The 16,667-nt window shown below is 71.6% G+C and carries 11 protein-coding genes; 7 read left to right on the forward strand and 4 right to left on the reverse strand.

What is annotated here, in order from left to right; genetic code table 11:
* Nucleotides 1–284: 284 nt before the first annotated feature.
* Nucleotides 285–1,091, forward strand: coding sequence for an HAD family phosphatase (locus IRY44_RS21195; RefSeq protein ID WP_194802015.1), 807 nt, complete (start codon nt 285–287; stop codon nt 1,089–1,091).
* A gap of 13 nt (nt 1,092–1,104) precedes the next feature.
* On the opposite strand, the gene IRY44_RS21200 is transcribed toward IRY44_RS21195, so the two are convergent.
* Nucleotides 1,105–1,851, reverse strand: a complete 747-nt coding sequence (locus tag IRY44_RS21200; RefSeq protein ID WP_194802016.1) for an oxidoreductase — start codon at nt 1,849–1,851, stop codon at nt 1,105–1,107.
* Nucleotides 1,852–2,073: 222 nt separating this feature from the next.
* Between IRY44_RS21200 and acs the strand changes: the two genes are divergently transcribed.
* The 5 genes from acs (at nt 2,074) to IRY44_RS21225 (ending at nt 11,410) form a co-directional block, all read left to right on the forward strand.
* Nucleotides 2,074–4,062, forward strand: a complete 1,989-nt coding sequence (gene acs, locus IRY44_RS21205; RefSeq protein WP_194802017.1) for an acetate--CoA ligase — start codon at nt 2,074–2,076, stop codon at nt 4,060–4,062.
* Nucleotides 4,063–4,295: 233 nt separating this feature from the next.
* Complete coding sequence (locus IRY44_RS21210) at nt 4,296–7,079, forward strand: immune inhibitor A domain-containing protein (protein WP_228532548.1); 2,784 nt, start codon at nt 4,296–4,298, stop codon at nt 7,077–7,079.
* Nucleotides 7,080–7,435: 356 nt separating this feature from the next.
* Nucleotides 7,436–9,838, forward strand: coding sequence for an immune inhibitor A domain-containing protein (locus IRY44_RS21215; RefSeq protein ID WP_194802201.1), 2,403 nt, complete (start codon nt 7,436–7,438; stop codon nt 9,836–9,838).
* A 168-nt stretch (nt 9,839–10,006) separates the two neighbouring features.
* Nucleotides 10,007–10,345, forward strand: coding sequence for a hypothetical protein (locus tag IRY44_RS21220; RefSeq protein WP_194802019.1), 339 nt, complete (start codon nt 10,007–10,009; stop codon nt 10,343–10,345).
* A 132-nt stretch (nt 10,346–10,477) separates the two neighbouring features.
* Nucleotides 10,478–11,410 (forward strand): alpha/beta fold hydrolase, encoded by a 933-nt coding sequence (locus tag IRY44_RS21225; protein ID WP_194802020.1) that lies wholly within the window; start codon nt 10,478–10,480, stop codon nt 11,408–11,410.
* 1 nt (nt 11,411) lies between these two features.
* Here IRY44_RS21225 and IRY44_RS21230 read toward each other — a convergent pair whose 3' ends face one another.
* Together IRY44_RS21230 and IRY44_RS21235 are read right to left on the reverse strand one after the other, a co-directional pair.
* Nucleotides 11,412–11,777, reverse strand: coding sequence for a hypothetical protein (locus tag IRY44_RS21230; RefSeq protein WP_013283629.1), 366 nt, complete (start codon nt 11,775–11,777; stop codon nt 11,412–11,414).
* Nucleotides 11,774–14,920: an SseB family protein gene (locus tag IRY44_RS21235; protein ID WP_194802021.1), complete on the reverse strand. Its 3,147-nt coding sequence runs from the start codon at nt 14,918–14,920 to the stop codon at nt 11,774–11,776. The genes IRY44_RS21230 and IRY44_RS21235 overlap by 4 nt, the downstream gene beginning before the upstream one ends.
* Nucleotides 14,921–15,072: 152 nt before the next feature.
* Between IRY44_RS21235 and mycP the strand changes: the two genes are divergently transcribed.
* Nucleotides 15,073–16,296, forward strand: coding sequence for a type VII secretion-associated serine protease mycosin (gene mycP / locus IRY44_RS21240; RefSeq protein ID WP_194802022.1), 1,224 nt, complete (start codon nt 15,073–15,075; stop codon nt 16,294–16,296).
* A 61-nt stretch (nt 16,297–16,357) separates the two neighbouring features.
* Here the strand turns inward: mycP and IRY44_RS21245 are convergent, their stop codons facing one another.
* Nucleotides 16,358–16,651 carry a WXG100 family type VII secretion target gene (locus tag IRY44_RS21245; protein WP_135242906.1) on the reverse strand — a complete coding sequence of 98 codons (294 nt, stop codon included), beginning with the start codon at nt 16,649–16,651 and terminating at the stop codon, nt 16,358–16,360.
* Nucleotides 16,652–16,667 lie beyond the last annotated feature (16 nt).

Consider the following 16,667-nt stretch of genomic DNA (forward strand, 5'->3'; position numbering starts at 1 on the left):
GACGGGGGTCGTCTTGTGGTTCGGCTCCGGGGGGGTCGAGCCGAACCGACTCAGCGGTTACGGGGGGTGCAACCGCCGAGGCCCATCGACGCCGGGTATGCGAACTCCCGTCGCGAGGACAAGCATGCCGCAGTCGACCCTTATACGTCGAGTGTTGTTCACTCCACGCAAAGCTAAATTCATCGATAGCTACCTGTGACCACCGTCACTCCGCCGGGTGCTCGTCGGCTTTCGCGACCCGGGCGGACGCCTCGATGCCTCCGGTCGGGCTAGACTTTCGCGCCGTGGGCCGTAGCGCCGCTTTCTTCGATCTCGACAAGACCGTCATCGCCAAGTCGAGCGCCCTGGCGTTCGGTCGGCCGTTCTACCGGGACGGGCTGATCACTCGGCGTGACGTGGTCAAGTCGGCGTACGCGCAGTTGATGTTCCGGCTGGGCGGCACCGACGAGCAGACCATGGCCCGCACCCGGGACTACCTCGCCACGCTCTGCAAGGGCTGGCCGGTGGAACAGGTCCGCCAGATCGTCGCGGAGACACTCCACGAACTGATCAACCCCTATGTGTACGCCGAGGCGGCCGCCCTCATCGAGGAGCACCAGGCCGCCGGGCGGGACGTGGTGCTGGTCTCCGCGTCCGGCGACGAGATGGTCCGGCCGATCGGTGAGCTGCTCGGGATCACCGACGTGATCGCCACCCGGATGGGCGTGGTGGACGGCCGCTACAGCGGAGAGGTCGAGTTCTACGCCGCCGGCCCGAGCAAGGTCGAGGCGGTCAGCGAACTGGCCCTGGAGCGCGACTACGACCTGGCCGACTCGTACGCGTACTCCGACTCGTACTCCGATCGGCCTCTGCTGGAGTGCGTGGGGCATCCGACGGTGGTCAACCCGGACCGGGCGCTGCGCAAGCTGGCGCTGGAGAACGCGTGGCCGGTGCTGGAGTTCCGGCACCCGATCCCGCTGGGCCGCCGGCTGCGCGAGCGGCCGGCGGTGCCGGTCGCGGCGGCGGCACTCGGCGTGGGCGTCGGCGTGGCCATCGGCATCGCCTGGTACGGCCGGCACCGCCGCACCCGCGCCGCCGCACCCACCGCCTGACGCCTCGCGCCCGTCAGGACGCGGCGAGGATCTCGTCTCCGATCAGCGTGATCTGCTCGGCGCCGACCTCCACCGCCGTCATGTAGTGCCGCAGCCAGGAGCGCAGGCCGTCGGGTGTGCCGGTGGCGAACGCGCCGGCCGCGCCCACGTACTCCGGTTCGCGCTCACGGTGACCGACGTCCACCGCGACCAGCCCGCGGGGGTCGAAACCGGTGGAAATCAGCACCAGCCGGGCGGCGGCGCGGGCCACCACCCCGGACGGGCCCGGGAACGGGCGCAGGTTCAGCAACTCGCCGTGTACGACGGCGGCCAGCACCAGCGGTGGCACCTTGGTGCCACCGGCCACCAGGGCGGCCAGGCCGTCGAGGCGGGCCGCGACCACCGGGTCGGCGACCGGCCGGCCCAGTTCCTCCTCGGTCACCACGTCGCGGGCGGCGAGTACGTGCAGCCGGGCCATCACCTGCCGGGGGGCCTTCGGCCAGAGGTCGCTGAGGCCGGGCAGCGCCCCGGCGACCCGCAGCGCACCCTGGAGCACCGGGTCGGTGACGGTGCCGGCGCGTACCTCCTCGCGGTCGTGGACGCGGCCCTCCAGCGCGGCGCTGGCCACGGCGGAGCGGAGGCTGACCTCGGCGGCGACCTGGCCGCCCTGGCGGCGCAGCGCGCGGTGCCGGTGGGCCAGATCGACCCGCTCGCGGGCCTGCTCGACGGCGGTGGCGACGTCGGCGAGCGCGAGCAGCGGGGCGAGCGGATCGGTGGTCACCCCGTCACGCTAGCGACCGCCCGGCTCCCCCCAGGCCCGGGGTTGTCAACAAGGGGCCCTTCCTCCACCGGAGGCGTTAATGAGGTGCCCTTCCTTACACCTCGGCGCGAGGGGAGGGCCACTGGGCGCGCGGTGAGGGGCCGGGCGCTCGCGGCCGGGGTACGCCGGGACTAACCTTCCCCGCATCAGGAGACGCAGGTCACGCGACGAAGGAGTCACCGCATGAGCGAGGCATTGGCCAACTTGCTGAACGAGACGCGCCAGTTCCCGCCGCCGGCTGAACTCGCCGCGAACGCCAACGTGACCGTCGAGGCGTACGAGGAGGCGGCCGGTGACCGGCTCGCCTTCTGGGAGCGCCAGGCCGGCCGGCTCGCCTGGGCCCAGCCGTGGGAGCAGGTGCTCGACTGGTCGAACGCCCCGTTCGCGAAGTGGTTCACCGGGGGCAGGCTCAACGTGGCGTACAACTGCCTGGACCGGCACGTCGAGGCGGGCCTCGGCGACAAGGTGGCGATCCACTGGGAGGGCGAGCCGGGCGACACCCGTACCGTCACCTACGCCGACCTGCACAAGCTCACCTGTCAGGCGGCGAACGCGCTGACCGAGCTGGGCGTGACCGCCGGTGACCGGGTGGCGATCTACCTGCCGATGATCCCGGAGGCGGCGGTGGCGATGCTCGCCTGCGCCCGGATCGGCGCCACGCACAGCGTGGTCTTCGGCGGCTTCTCCGCCGACGCGCTCACCAACCGGATCCAGGACGCCAGCGCCAAGGTGGTGATCACCGCGGACGGCGGTTTCCGCCGGGGCAAGCCGTCGGCGCTCAAGCCGACCGTGGACGAGGCGGTGGCGAACTGCCCGTCGGTGGAGCACGTGCTGGTGGTCCGGCGTACCGGTGAGGAGGTCGCCTGGTCGGCGAAGGACCACTGGTGGCACGAGACGGTGGAGACGGCGTCGCCGGAGCACGAGGCGCAGGCGTTCGACGCCGAGCACCCGCTGTTCATCCTCTACACCAGCGGCACGACCGCCCGGCCGAAGGGCATCCTGCACACCACCGGCGGCTACCTGACCCAGGCGTCGTACACCACGCACGCGGTGTTCGACCTGAAGCCGGAGACGGACGTCTACTGGTGCACCGCCGACATCGGCTGGGTGACCGGGCACTCCTACATCGTGTACGGCCCGCTCTCCAACGGCGCCACCCAGGTCATGTACGAGGGCACCCCGGACACCCCGCACAAGGGCCGGTTCTGGGAGGTCGTCGACAAGTACAAGGTGACCATCCTGTACACCGCGCCGACGCTGATCCGCACCATGATGAAGTGGGGCGAGGACATCCCGGCCGGGTACGACCTGTCGTCGCTGCGCCTGCTCGGCAGCGTCGGTGAGCCGATCAACCCGGAGGCGTGGATCTGGTACCGCCAGCACGTCGGCCGTGGCGAGCTGCCGGTGGTGGACACCTGGTGGCAGACCGAGACCGGCGCCATCATGATCTCACCGCTGCCCGGCGTGACCGAGGCGAAGCCCGGCTCGGCGATGAGCCCGCTGCCCGGCATCGTCGCCGACGTGGTCGACGACCAGGGTCAGTCGGTGCCCAACGGCGGCGGCGGATACCTGGTGCTGAAGGAGCCGTGGCCGTCGATGCTGCGGACCATCTGGGGCGACGACAACCGGTTCCTGGAGACGTACTGGTCCCGGTTCGGCGCGGGCGCGAACACCGGCGACGAGTGGGTCTACTTCGCCGGTGACGGCGCGAAGAAGGACGACGACGGGCACATCTGGCTGCTCGGCCGGGTGGACGACGTGATGCTGGTCTCCGGCCACAACATCTCCACCACCGAGGTGGAGTCGGCGCTGGTCAGCCACCCGTCGGTGGCGGAGGCGGCGGTGGTGGGCGCGACCGACCCGACCACCGGCCAGGCGATCGTCGCGTTCGCCATTCCGCGCGGCAGCGCGGAGATCTCCGGTGACGCGGGCGAGCAGCTCATCGCCGAGCTGCGTAACCACGTGGCGAAGACGCTCGGCCCGATCGCCAAGCCGCGGCAGATCATGCTGGTGCCGGAGCTGCCGAAGACCCGCTCCGGGAAGATCATGCGCCGGCTGCTGCGGGACGTGGCGGAGAACCGGTCGCTCGGCGACGTGACCACGCTCCAGGACTCCTCGGTGATGGAGTTGATCTCGTCGGGGATGAGCGGCGGGAAGTCCGACGAGGACTGACGTCGAGCGATGACGAGGGGGCGGGCCGCCGGGCGGTCCGCCCCCTCGTCGCATCCGGGATCCGCGCCGGTCGATCGGGGGAGCCGGGACTGACCTGATCGGCCAGAGGGCCTGATCAACTCTGTCGATGTCGCTCGTCGTCGGTTACGTTCAGCCAACCGGCGGATTTCGACGAGCGTCACTGAGACGGCCGGTCCCTCACCATTCCCTACGAACGGAGTGGCATGCTCCCCATGTCGCAGCACAGGGCACGGCGACGCTTACTCGTCGCACTGCCCGCCATCGCGCTCGCGGCCACGTCGCTGACCGTGACGGGCAGCGCGGCGGCTCAGCCGGCCCGGTCCGCACCGGTCACGATCGGGGCGGACGAGCACTACATCAACTACGCCGAGCCCGAGGTCCAGCCGGACACCGGCGGCAAGGAGGTCAAGGGCCGCGACGGCATCTTCTCCTCGCCGGCGGACGAGGCCCGCGCCTACGACCGCAAGTACGCCGGGGGCAACCCGATCGCGGCGCGCGAGCTGGCCAAGCTGGAGGCCAAGTCCATCCGGACCGGCCAGAGCCCTCGCAAGATCAAGAAGGCCAAGAGTACGCAGACCGCCAAGCTGCTGACGCTGCTCGTCGAGTTCAACGACAACGCAAACGACGACTTCACGAACGTGATGGTCCCGAAGACGGTGTTCGAGGACCGCACCTGCGTTCCCGGCACCGTGCAGAACGGGCCGCGGCACAACACCATCCCGAACCCGGCCACGCTGCCGCACAAGGACAACAACTCGATGTGGGTGCCGGACTTCTCCCCGGCCCACTACGACAAGATGCTCTACAGCAAGAAGGGCATCACCGAGCGGGTCCGCAAGGACCTGAAGGGGCCGGACGGCAAGCCGGGCATCAGCCTCGCCGGGCGGACCATGCACAACATGTACCTGGAGATGTCCAAGGGCGCGTACACCGTGGACGGGCAGGCCAGCCCGTGGATCACGGTGCCGCACTCGGAGGGCTGGTACGCCGCCTCGCGCTGCTTCCAGGACGAGAACGGCAACTGGGTCGCCGGGCGTGAGCAGTCGATGAACGGCCACCCGGACAACCCGCAGGGTGCCGGCCGGCTCGCCACCGACGCGATCGACGCGCTGGCCGCGGCCGACCCGGACTTCCCCTGGGCCGACTACGACATCGAGGACCAGAGCGACCGCGACGGCGACGGCAACTACCACGAACCGGACGGCGTGATCGACCACCTCGTGCTGGTGCACGCCAACCAGGGCAAGTCCCGTGGTGGCGGCGACGTCGGCATCTACTCGGTCTGGGCGCACTCCTCGACCGTGGCCGGTGGCTACACGATCCCGGGCACCAACCTGAAGGTGTCGAACTACATCGTGCAGCCGGAGGACGCCGGCGTCGGCGTCTTCGCCCACGAGTTCGGGCACGACCTCGGCCTGCCGGACCTCTACGACACGTCCGGCAACGCCGACTCCGACGTGGACTTCTGGGACCTGATGGCGTCCGGCTCGCACTCCGGTGAGATCTTCCAGGCGCTGCCCACGCACATGGGTCTCTGGGACAAGTGGGTGCTGGGCTGGGCCGAGCCGAAGACGTTCGGACCGGGTGACCGGTCCAAGCTGGTCAACCTCGGGCAGACGTCGCGTACGCCGGTCGGCACCGAGGACGGCATCAAGATCGACCTGCCGGACAAGGTGATCTCACTGGCGACGCCGCACAGCGGCGGGAACATGTGGTACTCCGGCGCCGACCAGAACTGGGCCGACGTCAAGCTCAGCCGTACGGTGACCGTCCCGAACGCCGCCGACGCGAAGTTCTGGATGTGGAACAACTACGTCATCGAGGCGGACTGGGACTTCGGCTTCGTCGAGGTCTCCACCGACGGCGGCACCACCTGGAACGAGCAGAAGGTGTACGCCGAGGGCGGCGCGCTGGTCTCCACCAACGACGGCTACGCCGACCCGAACGGCCGCATGGTCGACTTCGGCAACAAGAAGTACGGCCTGACCGGCAGCACGGGCGGCTGGCGGCACGACTACGTCGACCTGTCGTCGTACGCCGGGCAGACCGTGCAGGTGCGGCTGCGGTACGCCACCGACGAGGCGTTCGTGGAGCGCGGCTGGTTCGCCGACGACTTCTCGGTGACCGGCGGCGGCGCCACCACCTGGAGCGACGACGTGGAGAGCGGCGCGGCGGGCTGGACCCAGACCGGCGGCACCTTCACCGACACCAGCGGCGCGGGTTGGTACATCGACTCGGGCACCCAGGTGAAGTCGCACTACTACCTGGCCGAGTGGCGTAACTTCGACGGCTTCGACAAGGGCCTGAAGTACACCTACGACACCGTCTACTCGCACGAGGCCTGGAAGGTCGACCGGATCGCGTACAACGCGCCGGGCATGCTGGTCTGGTACCGGGACACCCAGCTCGGCGACGTCAACCACGTCACCGCGCAGATGACCGCGCTGCCCAGCTACGGCGCCAAGGGCGGTCTGCTGATCGTCGACTCGCACAACGACCCGCTGCGCCGCAAGGGCGTCGCGGCCGAGAAGGACCCGTCGGTGCTGAAGAACCTGCCCAGCCGGCCGCAGTCCTCCAACGCCGCGTTCGGCCTGAAGCCGACGTACCCGTTCAAGGAGTGCCTGGAGGCGGCGGACGAGCCGTACAGCGAGTACTGCACGAAGTTCGGCCCGCAGGCTCCGGTGCGCGGCTTCACCGACGCCAAGGGCTGGTACCCGGGCATCGAGATCCGTGACGGCGCCGCGTACTCGCGGGACAACGACGCCTCGGTGGTCATCCCGTCGCGGGGCAACCAGCAGTACACGACCCGGGTGGTGAACCCGGACGGCACTCCCGCGACGGACTACTACGGTTCGACGCTGGGTGGTGGGGCGATCGTGCTCGGCACCGGCAACCCGGGTGACGCGGGCGTGCAGTACGGCGTCTCGATCATCATCAAGCGGGCCGCCAAGGACAACTCGTACGCCCAGGTGTACGTGGTCCCGCCGCGTAGCTGAGCGGTACGGTCAAAGCGGAACCGGAATGACCGAAAAATGATCTGAACGGTGCCGATGAGGGAAGGGCCGGGAGCGTGAGCGCTCCCGGCCCTTCCGCGTAACCAATTGATCCATGACTGTCACTGCACTACATGATCCACGCATCACTGCTGGTCAACGCCTCGCAGACGGTGCGACGTGTGACGGTGAAAAGCATCCCCAACAAAAAGTTGCTACAAATCGACGCACACATCTTCCCACCAGTCGCAGCAGTGTCTATGTTCACCCTTGGTCCCACTAGTGGGACGTTCCACCGGCCCGTACCCCCAGTTGGGCCGGTTCCCTCACACCGGAGGTACCACGTGCGCAAAGTCGCAGTGGGTCTGCTCGGGCTTTCGCTGACCGCGACGGGGCTGGTGGCAGGCACGGCCGCCAGCGCCGCGCCGACGCCGAAGCTGCCGGCCGCCGCTCCGTCGGTGGCCGAGCCTGCGCAGGCTGAGCACGACCTGCCCAACCCGCTCGAGGAGAAGCGGCGCGCGCTGCGCCAGGAGGGCCTGAGCGAGGTCCTGTCCGGCAGGGCGAAGGCCCAGAAGATCAACGGCAGCACGGTCGTCAAGGTCGGCGAGCGCGCTGCCGAAGGCCCCTCGGCGGGCAGGTCCGCCAAGAGCACCAAGGCCGGCAAGGGTCCGACCAAGGACCAGTACGTCGAACTCTCCCGCGAACGGACCGACAAGATCTTCGTCATCCTCGCGGAGTTCGGCGACGAGCGGCACCCGAGCTACCCGGACCAGGACACCGACCCGGACACCCCGGGCCCGACCCGGTTCGACGGCCCGCTCCGCAACCAGATTCCGCAGCCCAACCGGGCGGTGGACAACTCCACGGTCTGGCAGGCCGACTACAGCGCCGACCACTACCGGCAGCTGTACTTCGGCACCAACCCGGGTGACGAGTCGCTGAAGCAGTACTACGAGGCCCAGTCCTCGGGTCGGTACAGCGTCGACGGCGAGGTCACCAACTGGGTGAAGGTGCGGTACAACGAGGCTCGCTACGGCCGTTCCGACGGCTACCCGTGCGCCTCGAACGTCTGCACCAACACCTGGGCGCTGGTCCGCGACGCCGCCAACCAGTGGGTCGCCGACCAGAAGGCGCAGGGCCGCTCCGACGCGGAGATCGCCGCGGACGTCAAGGCGATGGACGAGTGGGACCGGTACGACTTCGACGGCGACGGCAACTTCAACGAGCCGGACGGCTACATCGACCACTTCCAGATCGTCCACGCCGGCGGCGACCAGGCCGACGGTGACCCGTACCAGGGTGAGGACGCCATCTGGAGCCACCGGTGGTACGCCTTCGCCAGCGACCAGGGCAACACCGGCCCGGAGAACTTCCCGGCCGGCGGCACCCAGATCGGCAACACCGGCGTCTGGATCGGTGACTACACCATCCAGCCGGAGAACGGTGGCCGGAGCGTCTTCTACCACGAGTACGGCCACGACCTCGGTCTGCCGGACGACTACAACGTGGTAAGCGGTGGGGACAACAACAACGAGCACTGGACCCTGATGGCCCAGAGCCGGCTCGGCGCCAAGAACGACGGCGGCATCGGCGAGCGCGGTGGCGACCTCGGCGCCTGGAACAAGCTCCAGCTCGGCTGGCTCGACTACGAGGTCGTCGTGGCCGGCCAGAAGCGCACCCTGGAGCTGGGCCCGCAGGAGTACAACTCCAATAAGGCCCAGGGCGCCGTGGTGGTGCTGCCGCAGCGGGAGTACACGTTCCAGAACGGCAAGCCGTTCGAGGGTACGAAGCAGTTCTTCTCGGGCAACGACGACGACCTGAACACCACGATGACGCGCACTGTCGACCTCACCGGGAAGACCAGCGCCGCGCTGTCGATGAAGGGTCGCTACAGCATCGAGGCGGACTACGACTACCTGTTCTTCGAGGCGTCCACCGACGGTGGCCAGACCTGGACCTCGCTGCCCGGTACGGCCAACGGCACCCCGCTGAAGGAGATCTCCCCCGGGCGCTACGCCCTGGACGGCTCCAGCAACGACCAGTGGGTCGACGTCAACATCCCGATGGACGCGGTCGCCGGCAACGTCGTGCAGTTCCGGCTGCGCTACCAGACGGACGGCGGTGTCTCCGAGGGCGGCTTCTACGGTGACGCGATCACCGTGACCGCCGACGGTCAGACCCTCCTCACCGACGGCGCCGAGGCCGGTGCCAACGGCTGGACCCTCAGCGGCTTCAGCATCGTCGAGGAGACCTACACCCGTAAGTTCGACAACTACTACATCGCCGGCAACCGGTCGTACGTCTCGTACGACAAGTACCTCAAGACCGGCCCGTACTTCTTCGGCTACGCGAACACCCGCCCGGACTACGTGGACCACTACGCGTACCAGGAGGGTCTGCTGATCTCCTACTGGAACCTCCGGTTCGCGGACAACGACACGTTCGCGCACCCGGGTGAGGGTCGGAACATGATCATCGACGCGCACCCGCGGCCGATCTACAACCTGACCGGGGCGCCCTGGCGGGCCCGCGTCCAGGTCTACGACGCGCCGTTCAGCCTGAAGAAGGCCGACTCGTTCACGCTGCACCTCAACAGCCAGCCGCAGTACATCCGCGGCCAGGCGGCGCAGCCGCTGTTCGACGACACCAAGCAGTACTGGTACCCGGAGCTGCCGAACCACGGTGTCAAGCTCCCGGCCACCGGCACCAAGATCAAGGTTCTGGAGCAGAACGGCACCTCGCTGAAGGTCCGCTTCTCCTGATCCACTGATCGACGCACCACACGATGCCCGGGCGGTTCACCCGCCCGGGCATCGCCCTTTCCGGGAACCCGGCGTACCCCGCCCGCGTCCCATCCGTTCGACACCCGCACCACGCTGCCGGCCGCCCCGCGACGGGCTGATCGCCGGCGCGGCCGAGACGGAGGATCCGTGTCCGACGACCACCAGCCGGCCGCGAGCGGCCCCGCCTCGCCCGCCGATCACCCCACCCCGCTGTCCGCGACCGACCTGCCGACGCTTCGGCGGCCCACCGGGCCGCCGAAGACGCCGACCGACAACCGGCCGACGGGCGTCGTCGCCGGCTGGATCACCCGGGGCGGCTCCGGGCCGTGCTACGGCCTGATCGACGAGAACGGCACGGAGTACGCGGTGTACGGCCCGAACGCCGGTGAGCTGCGCAAGGGCGACCTGGTCACGCTGCGGCTCACCGCACGGGACCGCTCCGTCGACTGCGGACCGGGCATCCCCATGCGGATCATCGAGGAGTGACAGCCGGTGGCAGGCCGCGCACGACGCCGGGAGTCGGCCCGGGTGCGCGGTTCCAGGTGACCGCCCGGAGAAATCCCTGATCCTCGTCACCTGCGGGTCCGGTGGGTGACCGGCGGCCCTAGGCTGTGCCCCATGACCGACCAGCGCGGCGGACCCGTCGACGACTCCTGCGTCCTGCCCGAAGGGCCGTGGACGCACCGGTTCGTCGGCGCCAACGGCAGCCGGTTCCACGTCGTCGAGGCGGGCACCGGTCCGATGGTGCTCTTCCTGCACGGCTTCCCCGAATACTGGTACGCCTGGCACGAGATGCTGCCGGCGGTCGCCGACGCGGGCTTCCGGGCGGTCGCGGTCGACCTGCGCGGTTACGGCGCGAGCGACAAACCACCCAGGGGGTACGACGGCTACACGCTCGCCGCCGACGTCGCCGGCCTGATCCGGGCGCTCGGTGAGCGGTCGGCGACCGTTGTCGGCACCGGCGCGGGCGGGCTGATCGGCTGGACCGCCGCCTCCTTCCACCCGACCCTGGTCCGGCGGCTCGTGGTGCTCGGCGCGCCGCACCCGCTGCGGCTGCGGGCGGCCATCTTCGCCGACCCGCGCGGCCAGTTCACCTCGGCCACCGCGACGCTGAAGTTCCAGCTCCCCCGCTACGAGCACGTGCTGACCCGCGACGACGCCGCCGAGGTGGAGGAGATCCTGCGCCGGTGGGGCGGGCCGCGCTGGGTGTCCGGCCCCGACTTCGCCGACTACGCGCACTGCTGCCGGGTGGCGATGCAGATACCGCAGGCCGCGTTCTGCGCGATGGAGGGCTACCGCTGGGCATTCCGCTCGGTGCTGCGGCTGCACGGCTACCGCTTCGTGAAGCTGATGCAGAAGCCGCTGGTCACGCCGACCCTGCAACTGCACGGCGCCCTCGACCGGGCCTCACTTCCCCGTACCGCCCAGGGCTCCGGCCGCTACGTCACCGCACCGTACGAGTGGCGGCTGCTCGACGACGTGGGCCACTTCCCGCACGTGGAGGCGCGCGACCTGGTGCTCGGCGAGATTCTGCGCTGGGCGAAGTCCTGACTCAGACCCGCTGCTCGCCCAGGTCGGCCACCTCGGCCGCCGGCGCCCAGCCCTGGTAGACGCCGAAGTCGAACGCCTCCAGCCCCATCGCCTCGGCCACCGGCCAGCGCCCACCGGTGTACTCCAGCCGCAGCCACCCCTCGTGCTCGGCCAGCACGATGAACGGCTGCCCCTGCCAGGTGCAGGTGGTCCGCACGTACGCCAGATCGTCGACCTCGGCGGCCGGCACCACCCGGACGTACCGGCCGGGGCGTACCTCGGTGAATCCCTCGTCCGGGCCGGGCTGGTAGAGGCGGATGTCGTCGCCGTCGGGGCTGGCCTGGTACTCCCGGCCCCGCCAGCGGGCCACGTAGCCGTCGCGGCTCACGCCTCGCCCGCCTTCCGCCACAGCAGCTCGTCGGTGTCAAGGACCGCGACCAGCCTGCTGTCGCCGTCGGCGCCGACCCGCCACAGCTCGGCGCCGTGCGGGAGCCGGGCGCTGTCCACCTTGAACTCGGCGATCACGTCGCTGCTCTCCCCCGGCGCGAAGCCGTTGCCGCGGAACGGGGGCCGCTCGATCACCCAGCCCTCCATCGCCCGCATCGCCGCCTCGTTCGGGCCGCCGTACGGGATCCGGTAGAGGCTCGGCCGGTAGGCGGGCCAGCGCAGCAGGTAGATCTCCTCGTCGTCGGGGGAGAACGGCGAGCCCGGGTGGCCGAGCCCGAGCGCGCCGTACAGCTCCGCCGGGGTACGCAGATGCGCCAGCTCCCCGGCCCGGTGCACGAATCCGGAGACCCGGTCGTAGCCACGCTCCAGGTAGTACGCGAGCTGGCTCGCCGCGATCGCCTTCTGCATGGTCACCGGCCGGTTCGCGGCGATGGTGGGCGCCTCCGGGCGCTGTCGTTCCGCCGGCTGCGGCGCGGCGGCCGGCTCCGGGTCGTCGCCGAGACCCACCTCGGCCGCCCAGTTGGCGAGCGCCAGAACCTGCTCCCCCGGGTACGTCGCGCCGACCGGGCTGCCCGGGTTCACCCGGAACGACCAGGCCGCGTCCGGCCACCTGCGGATGAGCTGCACGAACTTGACCCGTACCGTCTCGATCTGGCCCTCGGTGTGCTCGGCCAGGCGTTCCGGCGAGGTGTAGACCGAGACGCACCGCTCGCCGTCGACGTGGTCGGCATGCCAGACGAAGCCGGCGTCGCCCGGCCGGCTGCCGGTGGCCGAGTCGGGCGCGACCGGCAGCAGCACCCGGGCCAGCAGCAGGGTGGTGAGGAAACCGTCGGTGCTGCCGCTGCCCGCGGCGGCCAGCAGGTCCTCCTCGACGTCGTTCGCCGGTACGAACTCGGCGGCCGGCGGATCGTCTGGCGTGGCGGGTGCCGCGGGCTCCGCCGTCGGCGGGGACAGCGCGACGGTGGCGTCGCTGGACGCGAACAGCGACGTGGTGACAGGTTCGTCGTCGCTGGCCGCCGGCTCGAAGAGGGAGACGGTCGGCTGCTCCGCCGGAGCGGGATCGGACAGCGGCGTGGTCGGTGCGGGGTCGAACAGCGAGACCGTCGGCTCAGCCGGCGATGACGCGAACAGCGACGTCGTGGCCTCGTCTGCCGAGGACGACGCCTCGAACAGCGACGTGGTCGGCTCGGGCGCCGACGTGAGCGACACCGTCGGCTCAGCCTCAGCCGGCGACGTGGACAGCGGCGCAGTCGGCTCGCCCTCAGCCGGACCGGTCAGCGGCGCGGTCGGCTCGGCGGGCGCCGGGTCGAACAGCGAGACGGTCGGCTCGGCCGATGACGACGTGAACAGCGGCGCCGTGACCTCGCCGGCCGAGGACGACGGCTCGAACAGCGACGTGGTGGGCTCGGACGCGGACGCGAGCGACACCGTCGACTCGTCGGGCTCCGAACTCCGGTCCGGTCCACCGAGGTGGGTCGGCGCCGGCTCGGCGAGGTTCACCGTGTCGTCGGCGACCGGACGGTCCACGGAGAGCGGCATCGTCGGGTCGGCGGTGCCGGCCCAGGGCCCGCCCTCGGCCGGTTCCGCACGCATCGGGCCGGTCGGCTGCGCGGACCGGACCGGCTCCGGCTCGGTCAGGTCGCGGGCCTCGATGACGGTGCCCTCGATGACGATGGGGGTGAAATCGCGGCGCGACACGGGCGGCGCGGACACCGGTTCGGCGATCGACGGCGGCAGTTCCTCCATCGGCTCGTCGAGCGTCTCCCACCGCGCGGTGTCACCATCCGTGCTGCCCGGCGCGGCCCCCCACCCGTCGGCAGTGGCCGGTCCGACGTGCGCGGCGGTAGCCGGTCCGGCCTGCGCCGCAGTGGCCGGGGCGGTCCGCGCGGCCGGGGCCGGGCCGGCGTGCCGCCGGGGCAGCGCCTCGGTCGCGTCCTCGGACGGGCGGGTCGGCCGGAACGCCTGGGTGGCCTCCTCCGATCGGGGCACGGTCGACGGCTCGTCCGTCCGTGTCGGGAAGGCCTCGGTCGGGCCCTCGCGTACCGGCTCGTTCAGCGGCCGCCGGCGCGGAAACGGCTGTCCGCCGGCGAACCGGGTCGGCGGGGCGGCACGCTCACCGGCCCGGCGCGACGGATCCAGCGGTGACGGGCGACGGGCCGAACGGCCACCGGACGAGGGCTCGAAGAAGGAGCGGGCCGGCGGCGGAGCGGCGGCGGCCGTCGGCGGCTCGTCGGCGGCTGCCTCCGGGGCGGCGGCGAACGGGTCCGGCTCGTCCGGGCGGCGGCGCAGGTCGGTGAGCCAGCCGTCGAGGGCGTCCGTGTCCGGCTCGGCACCGGGAGCGGTCCGGCTCGGGACGTCGCCGTCCGGCCCTCGGCGGCGGGGCGGCACCGTGGGCAGCCGTCGCCCCAGGACCGAGGCGGCCCGCATCGGTACCGTGGGCGGCTCACCGGCCTCCATCAGCCGCTCGTCCCGGCCGGGCGCACCGGCGACCGGCGGCACGGCCGGGGGCGGCATCGCGGGTGGCGGCACGGCCGGTGGCGGAACAGCGGCCGGCGGGACGGCGGCATGGGGCACGGTCGCGGGCGTGACGGCGGCCGGGGGGACGGGAACGGCAGGCGGCCGGGGCGCGGCCTCGGGCACCGTGTTCCGGGCCCCCCGGGTGGCGTTCTCCACCCGTTCCAGCCGGGCGCGGGCGCCCATGGTGCGGCCGGGCAGGCGGACGTCGCCCCGGGAGAGCTGAGCCACGTACCAGGCGGGCAGGTAGCCCTCGATCGGCAGGCCGGGATTGACCGCCAGCCACCATTCGGGGTTGGGCCAGCCGGCCGCCAGATCCGGGTAGGGGACGCGGCGGGTGGCACCCGCGTTCTCCCCCAGGCTCGCGCGCAGCGCGGCGACGGAGGTGAAGGCCAGGACGTGGGTGCGACCCCCGGCGGTCCAGGTGCCCCACCCGGCGGACGGCCCGCTCGCGATCGGAAGCAGGAGATCGACACGGGTCAGCACGCGGAAGTACTGCTGCTGGTCCTGCGCGCGCAGCGCATCCCGCATCGCCACCTCGGCCTCGGTGGCCGGCTCCCATCCGGTCACGGCCACCTCTCCTTCCGCGAACAGGCCACAGGCATCGCATACAACCTACAAGGTGGCGGCAAGATCAGGACTTCTGCCCATCGACGGGCGGCCCCGGAGTGAGAGAGGCGCTAACATCCCGTTCCGGAGCCGACACGCTACGGAGGTCGTCGATGTCTCGGCCAGTCGCGTACCCCGTCGTGGCCGCCCTGGCGACGCTCCTCGTCACCGGAGTTCCGGCCACCGCGTCGGCGGCTCGCGCGCCGGCCGGCTGCGCCTCGCCGCCCGCGCCGGCCCGCCCGGTCGCGGACCAGCCGTGGCCGCAGCAGCGGTACGCCCCGGACCGGCTCACCCCGCTCGCGACGGGCGCCGGAGTCGTCGTCGCGGTCGTCGACTCGGGTGTGGACCGGTCCCATCCGCAGCTCGCCGGTCGCGTACTCGACGGCGCCGACTTCCTCGACGGCGGCGGGGACGGCACCCGGGACTGCGCCGGGCACGGTACCGGGGTGGCAAGCATCATCGCCGCCGCCCCGCAGCCCGGCGTCGCGTTCCGCGGCCTCGCGCCGGACGCGCGCATCCTGCCGGTACGGGTCAGCGAGCAGCAGGTGGTCGAGGGACGGGAGTCGGGGCGTACTGTCGACGCGGCCGGGTTCGCCCGCGCCATCCGCTGGGCCGTGGACCACGACGCCGACGTGCTGAACCTCTCGGTCGTCCTGTACGCGGACGACCCGGCGGTACGCGCCGCCGTCGCCTACGCGGTGCGGCGGGACGTGGTGGTGGTGGCCGCCGCCGGGAACCTGCACGACAACGGTGATCCCCGGCCCTATCCGGCGGCGTACGACGGGGTGCTCGGCGTCGGCTCGATCGGGCGGGACGGGACACGTTCCGCGTTCTCCCAGACCGGCTCGTACGTGGACGTGGTCGCCCCGGGTAGCGAGGTGCTGATGGCGGCGCCCCGGTCGGGGCATCAACGGGCGGAGGGGACCAGCTACGCCACCCCGTTCGTGGCGGGTACGGCGGCGTTGCTGCGCCAGTACCGGCCACGGCTGAGCGCGGACGAGGTGGCCGGGCGGATCGTGGCCGCCGCCGACCCCGCGCCGGGGCGGGACGCGGGCTACGGCGCGGGGGTGCTGAACCCGTACCGGGCGGTGACCGAGTCGGCCGGCGCGACGGATTCCCGCACCCGGCCGGGTGCCACGCTTCCCGAGGACCGCCCGGATCCGGCCGCGCTGGCCCGTCAGTCCCGCCGGGACTCGGCCCGGGACCGGGCGCTGCTGGCCGCCGCCGTGGCGGGCGGGGCGGTGGTGCTCGTGGCGGCGCTCACTCTGGTGCTGCCGCGCGGCGCGCGGCGACGCTGGCGGGCCGCCGACCCGGCCGGCACTGTCACGCCGAGATGACAACAGGTCACGTGTGAAGCCGCGCGGCCCGGGTCACCTGCCCGGGCCGCGCGGCGTCGGTTCACTGGAACAGGTTGGCGTTGCGCTTCTCGGTGTCGAGGTAGTCGGCCGCGGAGTCCTCCACGGCGAGCTTGATGTCACGCAGCATCGCCTGGAGGTCCTGCGAGGCGGCCCGCCACCGGGACTGCCGCACCTCGTACGCCTCGCGGGCCTCGCCGTTCCAGCTCGCCACCAGCGGGGCGGCGTCGCGTTCGAGCTGACCGAGCTGGCTCTCCAGGGTGGACAGGGCCCGTTGGATGTCGGCGCCGGCCTGTTGCAGGGCGGCGAAGTTGACGACCAGCACACCGTGCTCCATGAATTCGATCCTTCCG

Source organism: Micromonospora sp. ANENR4, assembly GCF_015354395.1.
In the GTDB taxonomy this organism is placed as follows: domain Bacteria; phylum Actinomycetota; class Actinomycetes; order Mycobacteriales; family Micromonosporaceae; genus Micromonospora; species Micromonospora aurantiaca.